14 protein-coding genes and 3 pseudogenes are annotated in these 17,751 nt (G+C 69.6%); 5 read left to right on the top strand and 12 right to left on the bottom strand.

Going from position 1 to position 17,751, the window contains the following annotated elements:
* Nucleotides 1-269: 269 nt before the first annotated feature.
* The 6 genes and pseudogenes from ACWD5Q_RS14790 to ACWD5Q_RS14815 all read right to left on the bottom strand — a co-directional run bounded on the left by ACWD5Q_RS14790 (nt 270) and on the right by ACWD5Q_RS14815 (nt 4,261).
* Nucleotides 270-716: a hypothetical protein gene (locus ACWD5Q_RS14790; RefSeq protein WP_451427369.1), complete on the bottom strand. Its 447-nt coding sequence runs from the start codon at nt 714-716 to the stop codon at nt 270-272.
* A 250-nt stretch (nt 717-966) separates the two neighbouring features.
* Nucleotides 967-1,707, bottom strand: a complete 741-nt coding sequence (locus ACWD5Q_RS14795) for an SDR family oxidoreductase (protein WP_451427370.1) — start codon at nt 1,705-1,707, stop codon at nt 967-969.
* An 80-nt stretch (nt 1,708-1,787) separates the two neighbouring features.
* The gene (locus tag ACWD5Q_RS14800) at nt 1,788-2,405 is read right to left on the bottom strand and encodes a CatB-related O-acetyltransferase (RefSeq protein ID WP_451427371.1); all 618 of its coding nucleotides are present in this window, start codon (nt 2,403-2,405) and stop codon (nt 1,788-1,790) included.
* 613 nt (nt 2,406-3,018) lie between these two features.
* Nucleotides 3,019-3,135 (bottom strand): annotated as a pseudogene (locus ACWD5Q_RS14805) (IS5 family transposase); the annotation flags it as partial.
* A 91-nt stretch (nt 3,136-3,226) separates the two neighbouring features.
* Nucleotides 3,227-3,685: a GNAT family N-acetyltransferase gene (locus ACWD5Q_RS14810; protein WP_451427372.1), complete on the bottom strand. Its 459-nt coding sequence runs from the start codon at nt 3,683-3,685 to the stop codon at nt 3,227-3,229.
* Between the two features lie 162 nt (nt 3,686-3,847).
* The gene (locus ACWD5Q_RS14815; protein WP_451427373.1) at nt 3,848-4,261 is read right to left on the bottom strand and encodes a winged helix-turn-helix transcriptional regulator; all 414 of its coding nucleotides are present in this window, start codon (nt 4,259-4,261) and stop codon (nt 3,848-3,850) included.
* Nucleotides 4,262-4,300: 39 nt separating this feature from the next.
* On the opposite strand from ACWD5Q_RS14815, the gene ACWD5Q_RS14820 reads away from it, so the two are divergent.
* Nucleotides 4,301-5,809 (top strand): DHA2 family efflux MFS transporter permease subunit, encoded by a 1,509-nt coding sequence (locus tag ACWD5Q_RS14820; RefSeq protein ID WP_451427374.1) that lies wholly within the window; start codon nt 4,301-4,303, stop codon nt 5,807-5,809.
* 254 nt (nt 5,810-6,063) lie between these two features.
* Nucleotides 6,064-6,927, top strand: a complete 864-nt coding sequence (locus ACWD5Q_RS14825; RefSeq protein ID WP_451427375.1) for a phosphotransferase — start codon at nt 6,064-6,066, stop codon at nt 6,925-6,927.
* A 15-nt stretch (nt 6,928-6,942) separates the two neighbouring features.
* On the opposite strand, the gene ACWD5Q_RS14830 is transcribed toward ACWD5Q_RS14825, so the two are convergent.
* From ACWD5Q_RS14830 to ACWD5Q_RS14845, 4 genes and pseudogenes are all read right to left on the bottom strand, one after another.
* Complete coding sequence (locus ACWD5Q_RS14830) at nt 6,943-7,665, bottom strand: exonuclease domain-containing protein (RefSeq protein ID WP_451427376.1); 723 nt, start codon at nt 7,663-7,665, stop codon at nt 6,943-6,945.
* A 101-nt stretch (nt 7,666-7,766) separates the two neighbouring features.
* The gene (locus ACWD5Q_RS14835; RefSeq protein ID WP_451427377.1) at nt 7,767-9,005 is read right to left on the bottom strand and encodes an SAV2148 family HEPN domain-containing protein; all 1,239 of its coding nucleotides are present in this window, start codon (nt 9,003-9,005) and stop codon (nt 7,767-7,769) included.
* Nucleotides 9,006-9,120: 115 nt separating this feature from the next.
* Nucleotides 9,121-9,420 (bottom strand): annotated as a pseudogene (locus ACWD5Q_RS14840) (copper amine oxidase); the annotation flags it as partial.
* Between the two features lie 26 nt (nt 9,421-9,446).
* Nucleotides 9,447-9,665 (bottom strand): annotated as a pseudogene (locus tag ACWD5Q_RS14845) (zinc ribbon domain-containing protein); the annotation flags it as partial.
* A gap of 170 nt (nt 9,666-9,835) precedes the next feature.
* On the opposite strand from ACWD5Q_RS14845, the gene glgX reads away from it, so the two are divergent.
* Both glgX and treY read left to right on the top strand, forming a co-directional pair.
* Complete coding sequence (gene glgX, locus ACWD5Q_RS14850; RefSeq protein WP_451427378.1) at nt 9,836-11,947, top strand: glycogen debranching protein GlgX; 2,112 nt, start codon at nt 9,836-9,838, stop codon at nt 11,945-11,947.
* Between the two features lie 69 nt (nt 11,948-12,016).
* On the top strand, nt 12,017-14,368 hold the full coding sequence (gene treY, locus ACWD5Q_RS14855; RefSeq protein ID WP_451427379.1) for a malto-oligosyltrehalose synthase: 2,352 nt from the start codon (nt 12,017-12,019) through the stop codon (nt 14,366-14,368).
* Between the two features lie 303 nt (nt 14,369-14,671).
* Here treY and ACWD5Q_RS14860 read toward each other — a convergent pair whose 3' ends face one another.
* Both ACWD5Q_RS14860 and ACWD5Q_RS14865 read right to left on the bottom strand, forming a co-directional pair.
* Nucleotides 14,672-15,130, bottom strand: a complete 459-nt coding sequence (locus ACWD5Q_RS14860) for an SSI family serine proteinase inhibitor (protein WP_451427380.1) — start codon at nt 15,128-15,130, stop codon at nt 14,672-14,674.
* A gap of 127 nt (nt 15,131-15,257) precedes the next feature.
* Nucleotides 15,258-15,809: an FHA domain-containing protein gene (locus tag ACWD5Q_RS14865; RefSeq protein WP_451427381.1), complete on the bottom strand. Its 552-nt coding sequence runs from the start codon at nt 15,807-15,809 to the stop codon at nt 15,258-15,260.
* Between the two features lie 172 nt (nt 15,810-15,981).
* Between ACWD5Q_RS14865 and treZ the strand changes: the two genes are divergently transcribed.
* Nucleotides 15,982-17,727 carry a malto-oligosyltrehalose trehalohydrolase gene (treZ, locus tag ACWD5Q_RS14870; protein ID WP_451427382.1) on the top strand — a complete coding sequence of 582 codons (1,746 nt, stop codon included), beginning with the start codon at nt 15,982-15,984 and terminating at the stop codon, nt 17,725-17,727.
* The last annotated feature ends 24 nt before the right edge of the window (nt 17,728-17,751 follow it).

A 17,751-nucleotide genomic window follows, 5' to 3' on the forward strand; every position in this document is an offset into this window, starting at 1 on the left:
AAGATCCTGGCCACCTGGACCGGCGCCTGCTCGATATGCGGCCAACCCGCCCCCACTCCCGAACCCCACCACAGGACCTAACAAAGCCCTACTAGCCAGGTGTAGGTATCTCTTCCGGGCTGACGAGCGGCGCGCGGGCCTGCTGTACGACCCAGGGCTGATGCGCGCGTTCAACACCAATTCGTGCCCCCCGCCCTCGGCGAGGCAAGCCGAACTCCGGCTGCAGTAACTTGACAGTGCCGGTCAGCGAGGTGCTGCCACGCCGGGCACTACGCCGGCGTCTTTGGATGGACCAGAGAGACGACGATTCTCGCGGGTCGTGGTGTTTCAGTGAAGTCAGCATGACCCCTTGCAAATTCGTAGTCGTTTGTTCCACCCGTAACCGCCATCATGAAACCCGAAGTGCCAGCCTTTTGGGTTACCAGTGCCTCCAGCGTGATCTGCCCCTTTTTTGGCAGGTCCAGCGCGGCGTGACAGATGCTGGTGAGCGTGTTGGGAGCGGTACTGACAGCAGTGATTTTGCAGTAGTACGAGAATTTTCCGTCGCCTACTCTGGCGTTCCTCTCACTAACTTTCCCGCTGCCGCCGAATTCGTCCCCCGGCTTCTTTGATGTAAACGGATACCCGTACTGCGTGGTTCCAGTGACCGTCAGGTAGAGCTTCTCTGTGCCGACATCCCTGGTAGCAGCTGTTCCTGGCGAGGCAGTGGCTGACACGCCCATCAAAGCAAATACCGCACCAGCGACTACCCTAATGGTTCTCGTTTTGTTCACTTTCTGATGCCCTAACTCTTCTTTGGGGGGCTTGCATTCGAGTTTCCCGATCAGTTGACTGGCATTACAGTCGGAGGTTCACGTTCCTGCAGGTCGGAGGGTTTAGAGTCATCACTTTGTCCCGATGTGGCGTCAGCCAAAGACATCGATGACCAGACGTGATGCGCACGTTCAACACCGAGTCTTGTTCGGTTCAGGCAAGACCACCGTTGCCGAACAGTACCTGGCCGTTTATCCAGCGCGCCGGTCCTGCGAGGAAGGCCACTATCTCGGCCATGTCCTCGGCGCGTCCCAGACGCTCGAGCGGTGCGGCCTTGGTGAGGTTGCCGATGGTTATCTCGTTCTTGTCATCGAAAAACATCGAGGTGGCGGTAGGGCCGGGGGCGACAGCATTGACCGTGATGTCCTTGCCGCGCAGCTCGCGAGCGAGCACCAGAGTAATTGCCTCGACAGCCGCCTTGCTCGCGACGTATGCACCGTAGGCGGGCCATTGCGTGCGGGTCATGGAGGTGGAGAAGTTGATGATTGCTCCGCCGGCGCGTAGTTTCCGGGCCGCCAACCGGTCGACGACGAACGTGCCGCGGATGTTAGTGCGGTGGATTTGGTCGAGGTCAGTCAGGTCCAGGGCCGCGATTGGTCCAGGCCGCATGATACCGGCGGTGTGCACGAGGACGTCGATTCCCCCGAATTCGACTTCGACTTCATCGAAGGCTGCGGCCATCGCGTCTTCATCGGCGACATCGCCGCGGATTGCGATAGCCCGACCGCCACGCGACGCTATTTCCTCCACCAGACTGTAGGCCGCATCCTTGTTTTCTGCGTAGTGAACACCTATAGAAAACTTTTCTTCCGCCAGTCGTCTGACTATGGCGCGACCGATCCCGCCGGACCCACCGGTGACGAGAGCGACACGAGAGTAAGGAATCTGACACATTCCTGTTTCCTCCTTGAAGCGTCTAGAAGAGACCCGTACCTCGTGATTCCGATTCCGTCTGCGCGCATGTACGGGCGAGGTCACACCACAGGGGCAGCGGCTGCATTTCTATGGACCGTTAGATTTGAGATGTCCCATGTCTGGGACATCTCCTCGAGGGCGTCGATACTTGCTCCGCAGACAACCGAACGTAGAGACTCAAATTTTTCGTCGCTCCACTTGTAGATATCCAGTGCCAGGAGTCGGTCGATGACCTCCGGAGTGAAGCGTTTCCGCACTTCCCGTGCAGGGCTGCCGGCCACAAGGGTGTAGGGCGGCACATCGCGGGTGACTACACTTTGAGCAGCAATTACGGCGCCTTCGCCTAGTGTTACGCCAGGCATGATCATGGCGCGCATGCCGATCCAGACACCATCCTTGATGACAGTGTCTCCCTTTCCCTGATAAGCGTCGACGCGAATGTCGCGGAAAGGATAGAGGCTGAACCAGTCTGTGCGATGAAGATGGTTGCCGCCCATGAGGATGACAGCTTCGGCTCCGATGCACACATAGTCGCCGATATGCAGTTGGTCAATGGGCCAGGGTGGCACCCAGTTCCGGTTCTCTCGGCTGTAGGCATCTCCGTGGAGGTAACGCACCACGGACCCCTCGAAATCGCCGGACCAGGCGTGGCTGTAGTAACTGTGAGTTCCTGCCACGTGGATGTTGGGGTTGGTTACGGCCTCATGGAGGTACTGCGGCCTCGACCAATGAGAACCATCAGGCATAGCGATGCAGCTCTCGGCTAGAAGCGGACTGGATCCCTGATTTCACACGACGCGGTAATTCACATAAGGGCGATAATGTTACGCAGAAGAGTTTCCCCGCCTGAAGTGGATTCCTTGACTATTAGCTGCTGGTAGGTATGAGTACCCGGATCTCTTGCGCACCTCTCTGCCTCCTCCTCTTTCCACCCTAAGGAAGCAATCAAGTTCTACGGAGGGTACGTACGTGAGCTGGTGTTCGGCGGCGAGCCGGTCGGCGACGGCCTTCGCGGCCTGCAGGGCGGTGGTGTGGCCGGCGGCCAGGTGCGGCAACTCGCGGCGTGCGGCGTCCCGTACGGCCCGATAGAACTGGGCGGCCATGCGCTACTCCTCCTCGGAACGGCGCAAGAAGTCGGCGTAGGAGTCGGACGCCAGCGACTACAGGGCCTCTGTGTGGATCAGCGTCCACGAGAAGTGCCCGCCGACCGCCTGCGCTGCCAGGCGTCGTCGAGGACCGCGGTGACGCGCGCGGCGACGGGACGGGCATGGCCACGGCCGCGCCCTTGGTCCAGATCACGCCCTCGAACTGCTGTCGCAGCCGCTCGGGGTAGGGGCCGTACTCGCCGATCGGCAGGTACGGCTCGATGAACTCCCATTCCTCGTCAGTCAGTTGCACTCGCGTCACGCAAGAAGATCTACGGTCCAGGCCCCGCCGCGAGGGCGATTCCCGCAGATTGATCATGACCCGATACGCGCCCTGAGCGGTGACGAGCGGCTCAGGCGACAGAGATGCGGTCGGAATCTGCGTCGGTGGCAAGGCGGGCGTGAAGCTCGACATCAGAGCGCACGCCGTCGTACTCCAGTTTCTGCCGCTGCAAGCCCTCCACCGCACATCCGGCTGCCCTGGCCACGCCGCAGGAGGCCGGGGTGTTGACCCGATGGCCGAGTTCCAGACGGAAGAGTCCGGCATCGTCGAAGGCCCATCGGGTCAAGGACCGGCAGGCCCGGGAGGCGACGCCGGCGCCCCTGGCTTCTGGGGTGGTCCAGTAGGACACCCAGCCGGTTCCATGACGCCGATCGATCACGCCCACGGACACATTGCCCAACACGGTGTTCTGCCCGTCGACGACAGCGAACGCGAAGGCTGAACCCGCACGCCACCGCTCAGCCTGCCCAGCCAGCCAACATTCCGCGGCTTCCACCGACGTCACGGACTCCCTGGCCTGTCCGCGCATCAGAGGGTCCGCACATGCCGTCAAGACCGCCCGCACGTCACCGGCCGACCAGCTCGCAGCCACAAACCCGTCGGAACCTCCACGTGATCACGCACCGTCGGAGTCTGCCGCATCCAGCCGCCCACCTCGACCGAATGGGAGCGTCCCCCAGTAGGAGATTGTTCAACCTGCCGAGTCCTGCGTAGGCGTCAGAGCCGATGTGGTGGCGGCGTCGTAGGTGGCGCGGGCGGTGGTGATGTCGGTTCGGTGGCGTTCTGCCCAGCCGACGAGTCCGGTGAGGGTTGCGTGGAGTTCGTGGGCCATGGGCGTGAGGCTGTATTCAACCTTGGGTGGCACGGTGGGGTAGACGGTCCGGATGAGCAGGCCGTCGCGTTCCAGCTTGCGCAGGTTCAAGGTGAGCATGCGTCGGCTGATGCCTGTGATGGCGCGTTCCAACTCGGTGAATCTGACTGGTCCGTGTGCGGCGGCGACGAGGATTCCGATGCTCCACTTGCCCGCTACGTGGTCGAGGACCTCGGTGAGCGGGCACGCCTCGTTGCTGACCTGGTCGGACACATCGGTGTGACTGCGTGACATCAAAGTGCCTCCTTCCGCTACGCGTCATGGTTACAGAAGATGGCCGCTGTAACAAACCATGCACCTTTGGGAGGGGTTCCCGTGCGGAGTACCAACTCATCAGCTCAGGCATCGCGTTGGGTGGCACTGGCCGTGCTCTGTGCCGGGCAGTTGATGGTCATTCTCGACGGGACCATCGTGAGCGTGGCGCTGCCGTCCATACAGCACAGCCTCGGCTTCTCCTCGTCCAGCCTGGCCTGGGTGGTCAACGCCTACCTGGTTCCCTTCGGCGGCCTGCTGCTGCTTGCCGGACGGCTCGGCGACCTCATCGGGCGCAAGCGCGTCTTCACCGCCGGCCTGAGCCTCTTCACTGCTGCCTCGCTGCTGTGCGGCGTGTCCCAGGACCCGGCGATGCTGCTCGCCTCCCGGTTCGTCCAGGGCATCGGCGGCGCGGTGACCTCCTCCGTCACTCTCGGCATGGTCGTGACCCTGTTCCCGCAGCCGAAGGAGCGGGCCAAAGCCATCGGCGTCTACAGCTTCGTCCAGTCCGCCGGCGGCTCGCTCGGCCTCCTCGCCGGCGGCGCCCTGACGCAGACCATCAGCTGGCACTGGATCTTCTTCGTCAACGTCCCGATCGGCATCGTGGCCGTGCTGTCGGCCTGGCGCGTACTCACACCCGAACAGGGTGTCGGCCTCGGCAAGGGGACCGACGTCATGGGCGCGCTCCTGGTCACCTCCGCACTGATCCTCGGCGTCTACACGATCGTCGAGACCACCGACCATGGCTGGGCTTCGGCACACACGCTGAGCTTCGGCGCCGTGGCACTCGTCCTGCTCCTGGCATTCGTCGGCCGCCAGGCGACGGCGACCCACCCACTCCTGCCGCTGCGTATGTTCCGCTCACGCAACGTCTCGGGAGCGATGGGTATCCAGGCCCTCATGGTGGCCGGGATGTTCAGCTTCCAGTTCCTGGGCGTCCTCTACCTGCAGAAGGTGCTCGGACTTGACGAGATACACACCGGCCTCGGCATCTTCCCGGTCTCGGTCGCGATCGGTGCCCTGTCCCTCGGCCTCTCGCCCAAGCTGATCGCGCGCTTCGGTCCCCGTGCCGTACTCCTTCTGGGACTCTCGCTGATCGCGGCAGGTCTCGCGGTGCTCGGCCGCGTACCGGCGAGCGGCAGCTATGCCGTGGACGTCCTGCCCGCACTGCTGCCGCTCGGCATCGGATTCGGCCTCGCGATGCCGTCGCTGGCCACGCTCGCGATGTCAGCGGCCACGCCCGAGGACTCGGGGATCGCCTCCGGCATGTTCAACACCATGCAACAGATCGGCGCCGCCTTCGGCCTCGCGGTCCTCAGCACCCTCGCCACCTCGCACACGGACACCCTGCTGGCCGACGGGGCAAGCACCACCTCAGCACTCGCAGGTGGCTACCAGCTCGCCTTCCGCATCGGCGCCTGCCTCGTCGCCCTCTCTCTCCTCCTCGCCGCCACCCTGCTGCGATCCCCCGCACCAGCGCAGCGTCCAGCGATCAAAGAGGTGCCGGTCGCCGAGAACGCTGCCGGCTGACCAGGCGGCGCCCCCGGGCCGGGGAGATTTCTGCGCTTCCAGTGTCCGGGATGGGGTACGAGCGAGTGGCGGACATGACTGGCTACGGCTGCTCAGAGCTCTGCCGGCGGTCCCCGGGAACCCCACGCAGGGGTCAGGGCCGCTCACGGTGCGACCTGGGGGAATGCGAGACTGGCGGGCGGACGGCCGGGGCGTGTGCTCGGCGGTCGTTCACGAGCGCATCAAGGACCGCGTCGAGGCACGGAGGCGAACACATGGACGAGGCAACGGCGCGCGGCGTGCTGGCGGCGGCGGGCGTGCTGCCCGGGCCGGCCGGGGACGCGCGGCTCCTCGCCCTGGGCGAGAACGCGGTGTTCGCCGCCGGTGACCTCGTGGTCAAGGTGGGCCGCGACGCCGAACTCCTGGACCGGGCACGGCGGGAGCTGGACACCGCCGTCTGGCTCGCCGAGGAGGACGTCCCCGCGGTGCGGGCCGCCGACCCCCGGCCGCTTCTCGTGGACGGCCACCCGGTGACGGTGTGGCACCGCCTGCCCGATCCCGTACGCCCCGCCGAGCCACGGGACCTGGCCGAGCTGCTGCGGATCGTGCACGCACTCCCCTCCCCCTCCTTCCCTCTGCCGCCCCGCGATCTGCTGGGCGGGGTGGAGCGCTGGCTGCGGCTGGCGGGCGATGCGATCGACGCGGCGGACGCGGCGTATCTGCGCGAGCGCCGGGACGGGTTCGCCGCCGCGGCGGCGGCCCTGACGCCCCATCTGCCGCCGGGCCCGATCCACGGCGACGCGCTGCCCCGCAATGTGCACGTCGGCCCGGACGGACCGGTCCTGGTGGACCTGGAGACCTTCGCCGCGGATCTGCGCGAGCACGACCTGGTGGTCATGGCCCTGTCCCGCGACCGCTACGGGCTGCCCGCGCAGGCGTACGACTCCTTCACCCGGACCTACGGCTGGGACGTGCGCACCTGGGAGGGCTGCTCCGTGCTGCGCGGCGCGCGCGAGACCGCCAGTTGCGCCTGGGTGGCCCAGCACGCGCCGAGCAACCCCAAGGCCCTCGCAGAGTTCGAGCGACGGGTGGCGTCGCTGCGGGACGGGGACGAGACCGTGCGCTGGTACCCCTTCTGAGTTTGCGAGCCCCCGTCAGACCTTGTGCTCCGCGGCCTCCCGCAGCGGCCACGCCCCGTCCACCACGGCCTCCGTGTCACCCTTGCGGCGCAGGAACGCCTGGAAGTCCGCCGCCCAGTCCGCGTGCCACTCGATCTGCCGACGGTGCAGCTCCGCGGGACCGAGCGCCGCGATCTTCGGGTGACGGCCGGCTATCGCGCGGGCGAGGCGGGCCGCGGCCAGGGCGTCGGCGGCGGCGTCGTGCGCCAAGTCCAGCGGGACGCCGTACTCCCCGCAGACCGCTTCCAGGGTGCGCTTGCCACGGCGGTAGCGGTCGGCCCTGCGGTCGACGGTGTAGGGATCGATGACGGGCCCGGGCTCCAGACCGCCGAGCCGCTCGCGCAGTGAGGGCAGTCCGTACCGGCGCAGCTCGGCCGTGAGCAGGGTGAGGTCGAAGGACGCGTTGTACGCGACGATCGGGACGCCCGCCTTCCAGTACTCCGCCAGGACGTCGGCGATCGCGTCCGCGACCTGGTCGGCCGGGCTGCCCTCGGCGGCCACCCGCTCATTACTGATCCCGTGCACCGCGACCGCGTCCGCCGGGATCTCCACGCCGGGGTCGGCCAGCCATTCGCGGCGGCCGAGCGGCTCCCCGTCCTTGACCTCGATCACCGCTCCCGTGACGATGCGCGCCTCATACGGATCCGTCCCGGTCGTCTCCAGGTCGAATCCGGTCAGCAGCTCTCGGTGCCAGGCCATGGCGGCCCCCCTTCTCGGTGGTGCTTTCCCCCAGTGGGCTCCACCTTCGCATGCACCACTGACAATCCGAGGATCGCGTTCCGCTTACCGCGCGGCACAGTTCAGGACACGGGGCGCGAATCCGCCCAAGCCAGTTCGAACTCCTCGCGATAGGTCGGGAAGAGCCCGCCCTCGACGGCTTCGTCCGACTTGACGACCCGGGTGCCGTTGCGCAGCACCAGCACCGGCGCCTCCATGCCACGGGTGCGCCGCAGATAGGACTGCACGACGGCGATCCCGTCGGAGCCGTCCCCGTCCACCAGGTACGCGGTGAAGCGGGGCGTCTCGTCGAAGACCTGGATCTCGAAGGCGCCCGGGTCGCGGAGCCGGGCGCGCACCCGGCGCATGTGCAGGATGTTCATCTCGACGGCCCGGCTCAGCTCGCCCTTCTTGATGCCGAGTTCCCGCTCGCGCCGCTTGACGGCGCTGGAGGCCGGGTTGAGGAACAGCAGCCGCATCCGGGAGCCCGTCTCCGCGAGGCGCACCAGCCGGCGCCCGGAGAAGTTCTGCACGAGCAGGTTGAGGCCGATGCCGATGGCGTCGAGGCGGCGGGCGCCGCCGAAGATGTCCTCGGCGGGGAACTGCCGCAGCAGCCGTACCCGGTCGGGATGGACGGCGACCAGGTCCGCGTACCGGTCGCCCACCAGGTCCTCGACCGCGTCCACGGGCAGCCGGCGCGCGGAGGGCACGTCGCCGCCCGCGCCGAGGATTTCCAGGAGCCGGGCGGAGGCCCGCTCGGCCTGGGCGAGCACCGTCTCCGACAGGGCCCGGTTGCGCGAGACCACGTTCCGGGTCACTTCCAGCTCGTCCAGGGCGAGTTCCACGTCACGGCGCTCGTCTATGTACGGCTCGAAGCACGGCCAGTGCTGCACCATCAGCTCGCGCAGCTGCGGCAGCGTCAGAAAGCTGAGCACATTGTCGTCGGCGGGGTCGAGCATGTACCCCTTGCGGCGGCTGACCTCGCGTACCGCGACCGCGCGCTGCACCCACTCCTGGCCGGCCGGGCCGGCCGCGGCGACCACCCAGTCGTCGCCGTGGACGGGTTCGTAGATGGGACGGAGAACAGCGGCCACGACCGTGCGCAACCGCTGTTCGACCAGGTTCAGCCAGATGTAGGCGCGTCCCGCCCGCTGGGCGCGGGTCCGTACCTCGCGCCATGCCTCGGCGTCCCAGTCCAGTTCCGGTCCGATGGAACCCATTTCCATCGGCCGTGCCAGGGACACCGCCCCGGGCGGGACATCCGTGGAGTTCCCCTCGTGACCCTCGTCACCAGGGGGCAGCTCCAGCCCTCCCGAGCCCACCCGCGCACCGCCTTCCGCTCCCCCGAGCCTCCTCAGGGGCCAGGCCCCAGCCAACGATCAAGGAAGAGTACTCCGGGAGAGCGGCGGGACGCAGCCGGATGGACAGGGTCGTTTCTCAACTGCCAGGCGGCACCTGCCCGTTCTGGTTCGCGAGGGCCGGCGGAGTGAGGGGATTCATAGCCGTGACGTCGCGTGGAGCGATCGAGAAGCCCTGCCAGTGGACCGGCATGGGCTGCTGGTCCTCGTCGCGCGCGATGTGGTGGAAGCCGACATTCACCCACACCACCGGGTGAGTGAGCGTCTGTCCGTTGACCCACCGGTCGACCGACTTGCCCGCGCCGGCGTCGCAGTTGCCGAGGTTGTCGCTGGCGAACTGCTCACACCGGTTGTACTCGGTGAATTGAAGTGCTCTCCTGGCTGAGGCCGGGAGATTCCTGCTTGCCTTGCGGTAGCGGGCTTGACGCGCTTGGCGCGCCTGACGACTGCCCTCCCGGCAGCCGGGATGAGCGCGAGGCCCATCCGGTACAGGTGCAAGACGTTCCGGGCTGCGTTGTGGTCAGCGTTGCCCGACCAGCCGCAGTCCGGGTTCCTGCACACGAACACGGCCTGGGATTCCCGGCTGCCGGGCGTGGTGAAGCCGCACGCTGAGCAGCGCCTGGCTTTGAGCCCCACTGGTTCGGCATACGCGGTCGCACGGGTGACCGCGGCCCTCACGTATGCACTGGTCGGCCGGTAAGAGGGAGGTACGCCATAGGGGGTTCCCTTACTTTCGGGGAAGACTCGGCTTCAGGGCGCCCCTTGGGGCCGGCACACCTGGGAGAGTCGTGTCCATGCAGGTCTGGCCTGGAGAGGCATATCCGCTCGGCGCCACCTACGACGGCGCAGGGACCAACTTCGCGGTCTTCTCGGAGGCCGCCGACCGGATCGAGCTGTGTCTGCTGCACGACGACGGTTCGGAGACGGCGGTGGAGCTGCGGGAGACCGACGCGTTCGTGCGGCACGCGTATCTGCCCGGGGTGATGCCCGGGCAGCGGTACGGGTTCCGGGTGCACGGCCCGTACGCCCCGGAGCGCGGGCTGCGCTGCAACGCGGCGAAGCTGCTGCTCGACCCGTACGCGCGTGCCGTCAGCGGCACCGTGACATGGGGCGAGGAGGTGTACGGGTACCCGTTCGGCTCCCCCGACCGGCGCAACGACCTCGACTCGGCGCCCCACACCATGGCGTCCGTGGTGATCAACCCCTACTTCGACTGGGGCGACGACCGCCGGCCGCGCACCGAGTACCACCGCACGGTGATCTACGAGGCCCATGTGAAGGGCCTGACGATGCGCCACCCGGCGCTGCCCGACGAACTGCGCGGCACCTACGCGGCGCTCGCCCATCCGGCCATCATCGAACACCTGACCGAGCTGGGCGTCACCGCTCTGGAGCTTATGCCCGTACACCAGTTCGTCAACGATCACCGTCTGGTGGACATGGGCCTTGCCAACTACTGGGGCTACAACACCATCGGCTTCTTCGCCCCGCACAACGCGTACGCCTCCTGGGGCGACCGCGGCCAGCAGGTCCTGGAGTTCAAGTCGGCCGTCCGCGCGCTGCACGAGGCCGGCATCGAGGTCATCCTGGACGTCGTCTACAACCACACCGCCGAGGGCAACCACCTCGGCCCGACGCTCTCCTTCCGGGGCATCGACAACCCCTCGTACTACCGGCTGGCGGACGACCCGCGCTACTACACGGACACCACCGGGACCGGCAACTCCCTGCTGATGCGCTCCCCGCACGTGCTGCAACTGATCATGGACTCGCTGCGCTACTGGGTCACCGAGATGCATGTCGACGGCTTCCGCTTCGACCTCGCGGCGACGCTCGCCCGGCAGTTCCACGAGGTCGACCGGCTGTCGTCGTTCTTCGACCTCGTCCAGCAGGACCCGGTGGTCTCCCAGGTGAAGCTGATCGCCGAGCCCTGGGACGTGGGCGAGGGCGGCTACCAGGTGGGCAACTTCCCGGCCCTGTGGACCGAGTGGAACGGCAAGTACCGCGACACCGTACGAGACCTGTGGCGCGGCGAGCCCCGCACGCTCGCGGAGTTCGCCTCCCGGCTGACCGGCTCCTCGGACCTCTACCAGGACGACGGCCGACGGCCTCTCGCCTCGATCAACTTCGTCACCTGCCACGACGGCTTCACGCTGCACGACCTCGTCGCGTACAACGACAAGCACAACGAGGCCAACGGCGAGGACAACCGCGACGGGGAGAGCTACAACCGGTCCTGGAACTGCGGGGCCGAGGGCGAGAGCGACGACCCGGAGGTGCTGCGGCTGCGGGACCGGCAGATGCGGAACTTCATCGCCACGCTGATGCTCTCCCAGGGCGTGCCGATGCTCAGCCACGGCGACGAGTACGCGCGAACCCAGCGAGGCAACAACAACGCGTACTGCCAGGACAACGAACTGTCCTGGGTGCGGTGGCCCGAGGACGGCGGCGGGGACCTGCTGGAGTTCACGCGCGCGATGGTGTGGCTGCGCCGGGACCACCCGGTCTTCCGCCGGCGCCGCTTCTTCCACGGCCGCCCGGTGCAGGGCACGCACGACGAGCTGTCCGACATCGTCTGGTTCACCCCGCAGGGCCAGGAGATGACCCAGCGGGACTGGACGTCGGCGCAGGCGAGCGCGCTGACCGTGTTCCTGAACGGCAACGCGATCTCCGAGCCCGGCCCGCGCGGAGGGCGGATCACCGACGATTCCTTCCTGCTGCTGTTCAACGCCTCGCCGCAACCGCTGGAGTTCGTGGTGCCGGTCGACCACGGGCGCGAATGGCAGGTGGTCGTCGACACTGCCGTCCCAAAGGGGGTGACACCGGGCACCGGTGACAAGATCGCGGCGGGGGCTCTGCTGGCCCTGGTGGACCGGAGCCTGGTGGTGCTGCAACGGCCCGCCTGAGCGCGGCAGGACGGCACCCGACGGCGCGTCCCCGGCACGAAAACCGGTGGGGCGGGTACGTAGGACTCCATGACACCTGAGCGTCCCGCCCCGCCGGTGCCCACCGCCACCTATCGGCTCCAGCTCCAGCCGGAGTTCCCGTTCGGCGCGGCCGAGGCGGCCGTGCCGTACCTGGCCGCACTCGGCGTCTCGCATGTGCATCTGTCTCCGGTCCTGGAGGCCGTCCCCGGGTCGGCACACGGCTACGACGTCGTCGACCACGCGCGCGTACGGGAGGAACTCGGCGGCGAGAGGGGACTGCGCGCCCTGGCCCGCACCGCCCGCGAGCACGGGCTGGGCCTGGTCGTGGACATCGTGCCCAACCACATGGCCGCCGCCCCGCGCCACAACCGCCCCCTGTGGGAGGTGCTGCGCGAGGGGCCCGAGTCGCGCTACGCGCGCTGGTTCGACATCGACTGGGAGGCGCAGGGCGGACAGGTGCTGCTGCCCGTGCTCGAGCGCCGGCTCGGCGAGGAGATCGGGCGGCTGAAGGTCGACGGGGACGTGCTGCGCTACCAGGACCAGGTGTTCCCGCTGCGCGAGGGCACCGGGACGCTGCCGCTGCCGCACCTGCTCGACGCCCAGTGGTACCGCCCGGTGTGGTGGCGGCTGGCCCGTACGGAACTGAACTACCGGCGGTTCTTCACCATCTCCGAGCTGATCGGGGTGCGCGTGGAGGACCCGGAGGTCTTCACGGCGACCCACGCGACGCTGCTGCGGCTGCTGGACGAGGGGGTGGTCGACGGTCTGCGCGTGGACCACCCGGACGGGCTGGCCGACCCGGAGGGGTATCTGCGCCGTCTGCACGAGGCCACCGGCGGGCGGTGGACCGTGGTGGAGAAGATCCTCGCCGCGGGCGAGCACCTGCCCGCCGCCTGGCCGGTCGCGGGCACCACCGGATACGACGCCCTGCGCCGGGTGGACGGGCTGTTCACGGACCCCGCGGGCGCCGCGGACCTGCTCGGCCACTACCGGCGGTTCGCGGCCCCGGTGGGCGACCGCGGCGGGCACTGGGCCTCCACCGTGCGGCGCGCCGCGTACGAGGTGGTCACCCATGAGCTGGCGACCGAGATGGACCGTCTCACCCGCGTGGCGAGCCGCCTGTGCGCGACCTCCCCGGACCCGGCGCTGCACGACCACGCGCCCTGGGCGCTGCGGACCGCGCTGCGCGAACTACTCGTCCGTCTGGAGGTGTACCGGCCGTATGCCTCCCGGGACGCCGCCGCGGTCGTCACCGAGGAGGCCGCCGCCGAGGCCCGCGCCGCCTTCGCCGTACCCGAGGAGGCCCACGCGGTGACCGTCGTCCGGGACCTCGCGCTGGGACGGGCCGGGGACGGGCCCGTCCACGCCGAGTTCCGGGCCAGGTTCGCGCAGACGGCGTCGGCGCTGCGGGCCAAGTCCGTGGAGGACACGGCGTTCTACCGCTATGTGCCGCTGCTGTCCGCGAACGAGGTCGGCGGCGACCCCGGAGACCCCGCCGTCGCCCCGGAGGACTTCCACGCGTACTGCGCGCGCGTGCGGCGCGAGTGGCCCGCCACCGGGACGGTGCTGTCGACGCACGACACCAAGCGCAGCGCGGATGTGCGGGCCGCGGTCTCGGTGCTCACCCAGTGCCCGGAGCGCTGGGCCGACGTGCTGGCCGAGGTGACCCGCGCGGGCGACGCCGGGCCCGACCCGCACCTGGCGTGGGTCGCCTGGCAGACGCTCTTCGGACTCGGGCGGGCCGACCGGGAGCGCCTGGGCGGGGCACTGCTCAAGCACGTACGGGAGGCGGGGCTGCACACCACGTGGACCGAGCAGGACCCGGGCTACGAGGAGGCCGTGGCGGCGTTCGTCGCCCAGGGGCCGTGCGGGGCCCCGGGGCGGCTCGTGACGGAGTTGCGGGACGCGCTGGCGCCGCACATCCGGGCGAACGTCCTCGGGGCCGCGCTGGTTCATCTGACGATGCCGGGCGTGCCCGACGTCTACCAGGGCACGGAGGGCGAGTACCGGGCGCTGGTCGACCCGGACAACCGGCGGCCGTTCGCGCCGCGGGAGGCACCCTCGCAGAAGGCGGACCTCACCGGGGCCGCGCTGCGGCTGCGCGGACGGCGCCCGGAGGTCTTCGGCGCGTCGGGGACGTACACACCGCTTCGGGCCGAGGGTCCGGCCGCCGCGCACTGCGTGGCCTTCGCGCGGTCCGGGGAGGTGCTCACGGCGGTCACCCGGCTGTCGCTGCGTCTCGCGGAGAGCGGCGGCTGGCGCGACACGTCCCTCACGCTGCCACCCGGCCGGTGGGCGGACGTACTCGCCCCTGAGCGCCGGTTCGAGGGGCACACGCGCGTGGCGGACCTTTTCGCACGGCTGCCGGTGGCGTTGCTGGAGCGGGTCGCCGGGGAGTGAGGACCTACGTACGGCGCACCGCATGCGGCGCCCCCGGCGCCAGGCTCGGTCAACGCCCGTGCCGTCGCCGGCCGGCCCGGCACCGCTCCCCGCGCACTGCCCACGGGCACGGGCGGCGGGCACCCAGGGCGCACCCGCCGGCACCGCCCCGCGCGGGCGCACACGCGCCGCGCCACGCGGGCGCGCGGGCGCCCGCGCAGGCGCCCCCTCGCGTGCGGACAAGCGCCACCCCGCACGAGGGCACAAGCAGCCACCCCGCGCGCGTGCCCCGGTGGACGCCGGGCACGCGCGCGGAGGCGTGGCTCAGTGCCGTACGCCCGGAACCGACCGGTGCCGTACGCCGGGCAGCGCCCGGTCCGCGAGCGCGAACACCGCTCCGGTCCGCGCCTGCAGCTCGCACGTGTTGGCGAAGGTGTGGCTGTACTCCACCGGGCGGCCGTCCCACTCGCCGCGCGCGGACACGGTCACGGGGGCGTAGAGCATCGGGCAGAACGAGTCGTCGGGCGGGATGCGGCCGATGTCCCCCTGCGCCGCGTCGAGTTCCGCGCAGGCCTCTACGGCCTCGGAGTGGCCCTGGGGCGGGTCGCACAGCAGCAGGGTGCCGTTGATGTCCCGGGACCGGTCATCGCCGTTGGCGACGGTCAGATAGAGCCAGTTGCCGGTGGCGGCCGGCCGGGGCGCGGCCTGGGCCGGCGCCATGGGGAGCAGGGCGGTCGCGGCGATCAGGACGCCGCGCAGGGCGAGGGTGGTCTTCGTCGTCATTCCGTATGCATCGGCATGGCGGCCCCCGGACCCCAGCCGGACTCACTCGAACGGGAGGGCGCGGCGCCCGCCGTGGCCGACGGGGCCAGCCGCAGGGGCGTGGCGTACCGGGGCGGCGCGGTGGTCGCTACTGCGTCGCCAGCCGGAAGGCCATCGATCCGAAGCTCACCTGGTCGCCGTCGCGGACGACCGCGGCGCCGATCACCCGGCGGCCGTTGACGGTGGTGCCGTTGGTCGAGCCGAGATCGCGCAGCACCCACAGGCCGCCCTGGTGCCGGAGTTCGGCGTGCACACGGGAGACCGTGTCGTGGCTGAGCCGGAGGCCGCTCGCGGGGTCCCGGCCGATCCGCAGCGGATAGGGGTTGTCCGGCTGGGGCAGCAGCAGCTTCGGCAGCCGCTCGGCCTGCCAGGCGCGGCGCAGCCGCACGGTGAACCCGGAGACCGCCTCGACGGTCCCGAAGACCAGACGCGACCAGCGCTTCTCGGTGGTCAGGTCGGCGGTGAGCGCGGCCAGTTCCTGCGGCTGCCGGGCGGCCAGGGCCAGCTCCATGCGCCGCATGAACGTGTCGTGCGACAGGCGCCCCAGGGCGACGCCGTCGCTGAGCATCTTCAGCGCCCTGTCACGTTCGGCGTCCGAGAGCCGCGCGGGGTACGTGTGGAACTCGAAAGACGACGTCACGAAGGTGATTGTCGGTCAGTCGGCCCGCACTGTCCAGGAAACGACAAAACGACCGCCGACGCCGTCGGGGTCCTTCGGGCGTGTCAAACGGGTGGATCCGGCGGCTGATTGATCTCTTATGCAGCACCATGGACGCGCTACATCACGAGGAGCAGACGAGGGGGAACCGTCCGTGCAGTTCGAGGTGTGGGCACCACAGGCAGAGCGGGTGACGCTCCACTGCGAGGGCGCCACGCGCGCGCTGGAGCGCGATCCGGAGCGCTCGGGGTGGTGGACCGGTGAGGCGGAGGCCGGGGACGGCACCCGGTACGGGTTCGCGGTGGACGACGGCCCCGTGCTGCCCGATCCGCGGTCGCGCCGCCAGCCGGACGGTCCGGACGGGCTGAGTGCGGTGGTCGACCAGGGGCGGTTCGACTGGCGTGCCCGGTGGGCGGGGCGCGGGCTGCCCGGTGCGGTGCTGTACGAGCTGCATGTGGGGACGTACACCCGCGAGGGCACGCTGGAGGCGGCGGCGCGGCGGCTGGACCATCTCGTGGAACTGGGCGTCACGCATGTCGAGTTGATGCCGCTGTGCCCGTTCCCGGGGCGGCACGGCTGGGGGTACGAGGGTGTCAGTCTCTGGGCGGTGCACGAGCCGTACGGTGGGCCCGAGGCGCTGAAACGGTTTGTCGACCGGGCCCACGAACGCGGTCTCGGGGTCGTGCTGGACGTGGTCCACAACCACCTTGGCCCCTCCGGTAACCACCTTCCCGCGTTCGGCCCCTACTTCACGCAGACGTATCACACGCCCTGGGGCGCCGCGGTCAATCTGGACGGGCCGGGCTCGGACGAGGTGCGCGCGTATCTGATCGGCAGCGCCCTGACCTGGCTGCGCGACTACCGCCTCGACGGGCTGCGCCTGGACGCGGTGCACGCGCTCCACGACACACGCGCGCTGCACTTCCTGGAGGAGCTGTCCGCGTCCGTGGACGCGCTGGCCGCCGAGACCGGCCGGCCGCTCTTCCTGATCGCCGAGTCGGACCTCGGCGACCCCCGGGTCATCACCCCGCGCGCGGAGCACGGGCTCGGGCTGCACGCCCAGTGGAACGACGACTTCCATCACGCGCTGCACACCGCGCTGACCGGCGAGTCGCAGGGCTACTACGAGGACTTCGCCCGGGCGCCCCTCGCGGCGCTCGCCAAGACCCTGACGGGCGGCTTCTTCCACGACGGCACCTACTCGACGTTCCGCGGCCGGCGGCACGGACGTCCGCTGGACCGTTCGCGAGTCTCCGCCCACCGTCTGCTCGGCTACGCCCAGACCCACGACCAGGTCGGCAACCGCGCCCTCGGGGACCGGCTCTCGGCGTCCCTCTCCCCCGGGCTGCTGGCGTGCGCGGCGGCCCTGGTGCTCACCGCGCCGTTCACGCCGATGCTGTTCATGGGCGAGGAGTGGGCCGCGGGGACGCCCTGGCAGTTCTTCACCGACCACACGGATCCCGCACTGGCCGAGGCCGTACGCCGGGGCAGGCGCCGGGAGTTCGCGGCCCACGGCTGGGCCGAGGAGGACGTGCCGGACCCCCAGGACCCGGCTACCCGCGACCGCTCGTGCCTCGACTGGTCCGAGCCGGACAGTGAGCCCCACGCGCGTGTGCTGGCCTGGTACCGCGAGCTGATCGCCGTGCGCCGCGACCAGCCCGACCTGATGGACCCCGACCTCGAAGGGGTGAAGGTCGCCTACGACGAGGACGCCCGCTGGTTCGCCTTCCACCGCGGTGACGTACGGGTCGCCGTGAATCTCGCCGAGGAGCCCGCGCAAATCCCTCTCGGCCTCCCGCACGCGCGCGTACTGGCCGCGTGGGAGCCCGTGCCGCCGCCGGACGAGGAGGGGGTGCTGCATCTGCCCGGCGAGTCGTGCGTGGTGCTGACCTGGGCGTGACGAGGGCGCGGGACCACTGGTGCG

This window comes from Streptomyces sp. NPDC002513 (genome assembly GCF_053595355.1).

Coding starts and splice junctions, on each gene's coding strand:
- glgX (WP_451427378.1), top strand. CDS start 9,836: ATGCAGGTCTGGCCTGGAGAGGCATATCCGCTCGGCGCCACCTACGAC.
- treY (WP_451427379.1), top strand. CDS start 12,017: ATGACACCTGAGCGTCCCGCCCCGCCGGTGCCCACCGCCACCTATCGG.
- ACWD5Q_RS14795 (WP_451427370.1), bottom strand. CDS start 1,707: ATGTGTCAGATTCCTTACTCTCGTGTCGCTCTCGTCACCGGTGGGTCC.
- ACWD5Q_RS14860 (WP_451427380.1), bottom strand. CDS start 15,130: ATGACGACGAAGACCACCCTCGCCCTGCGCGGCGTCCTGATCGCCGCG.
- ACWD5Q_RS14825 (WP_451427375.1), top strand. CDS start 6,064: ATGGACGAGGCAACGGCGCGCGGCGTGCTGGCGGCGGCGGGCGTGCTG.
- ACWD5Q_RS14810 (WP_451427372.1), bottom strand. CDS start 3,685: ATGCGCGGACAGGCCAGGGAGTCCGTGACGTCGGTGGAAGCCGCGGAA.
- ACWD5Q_RS14830 (WP_451427376.1), bottom strand. CDS start 7,665: ATGGCCTGGCACCGAGAGCTGCTGACCGGATTCGACCTGGAGACGACC.
- ACWD5Q_RS14815 (WP_451427373.1), bottom strand. CDS start 4,261: ATGTCACGCAGTCACACCGATGTGTCCGACCAGGTCAGCAACGAGGCG.
- ACWD5Q_RS14820 (WP_451427374.1), top strand. CDS start 4,301: ATGGCCGCTGTAACAAACCATGCACCTTTGGGAGGGGTTCCCGTGCGG.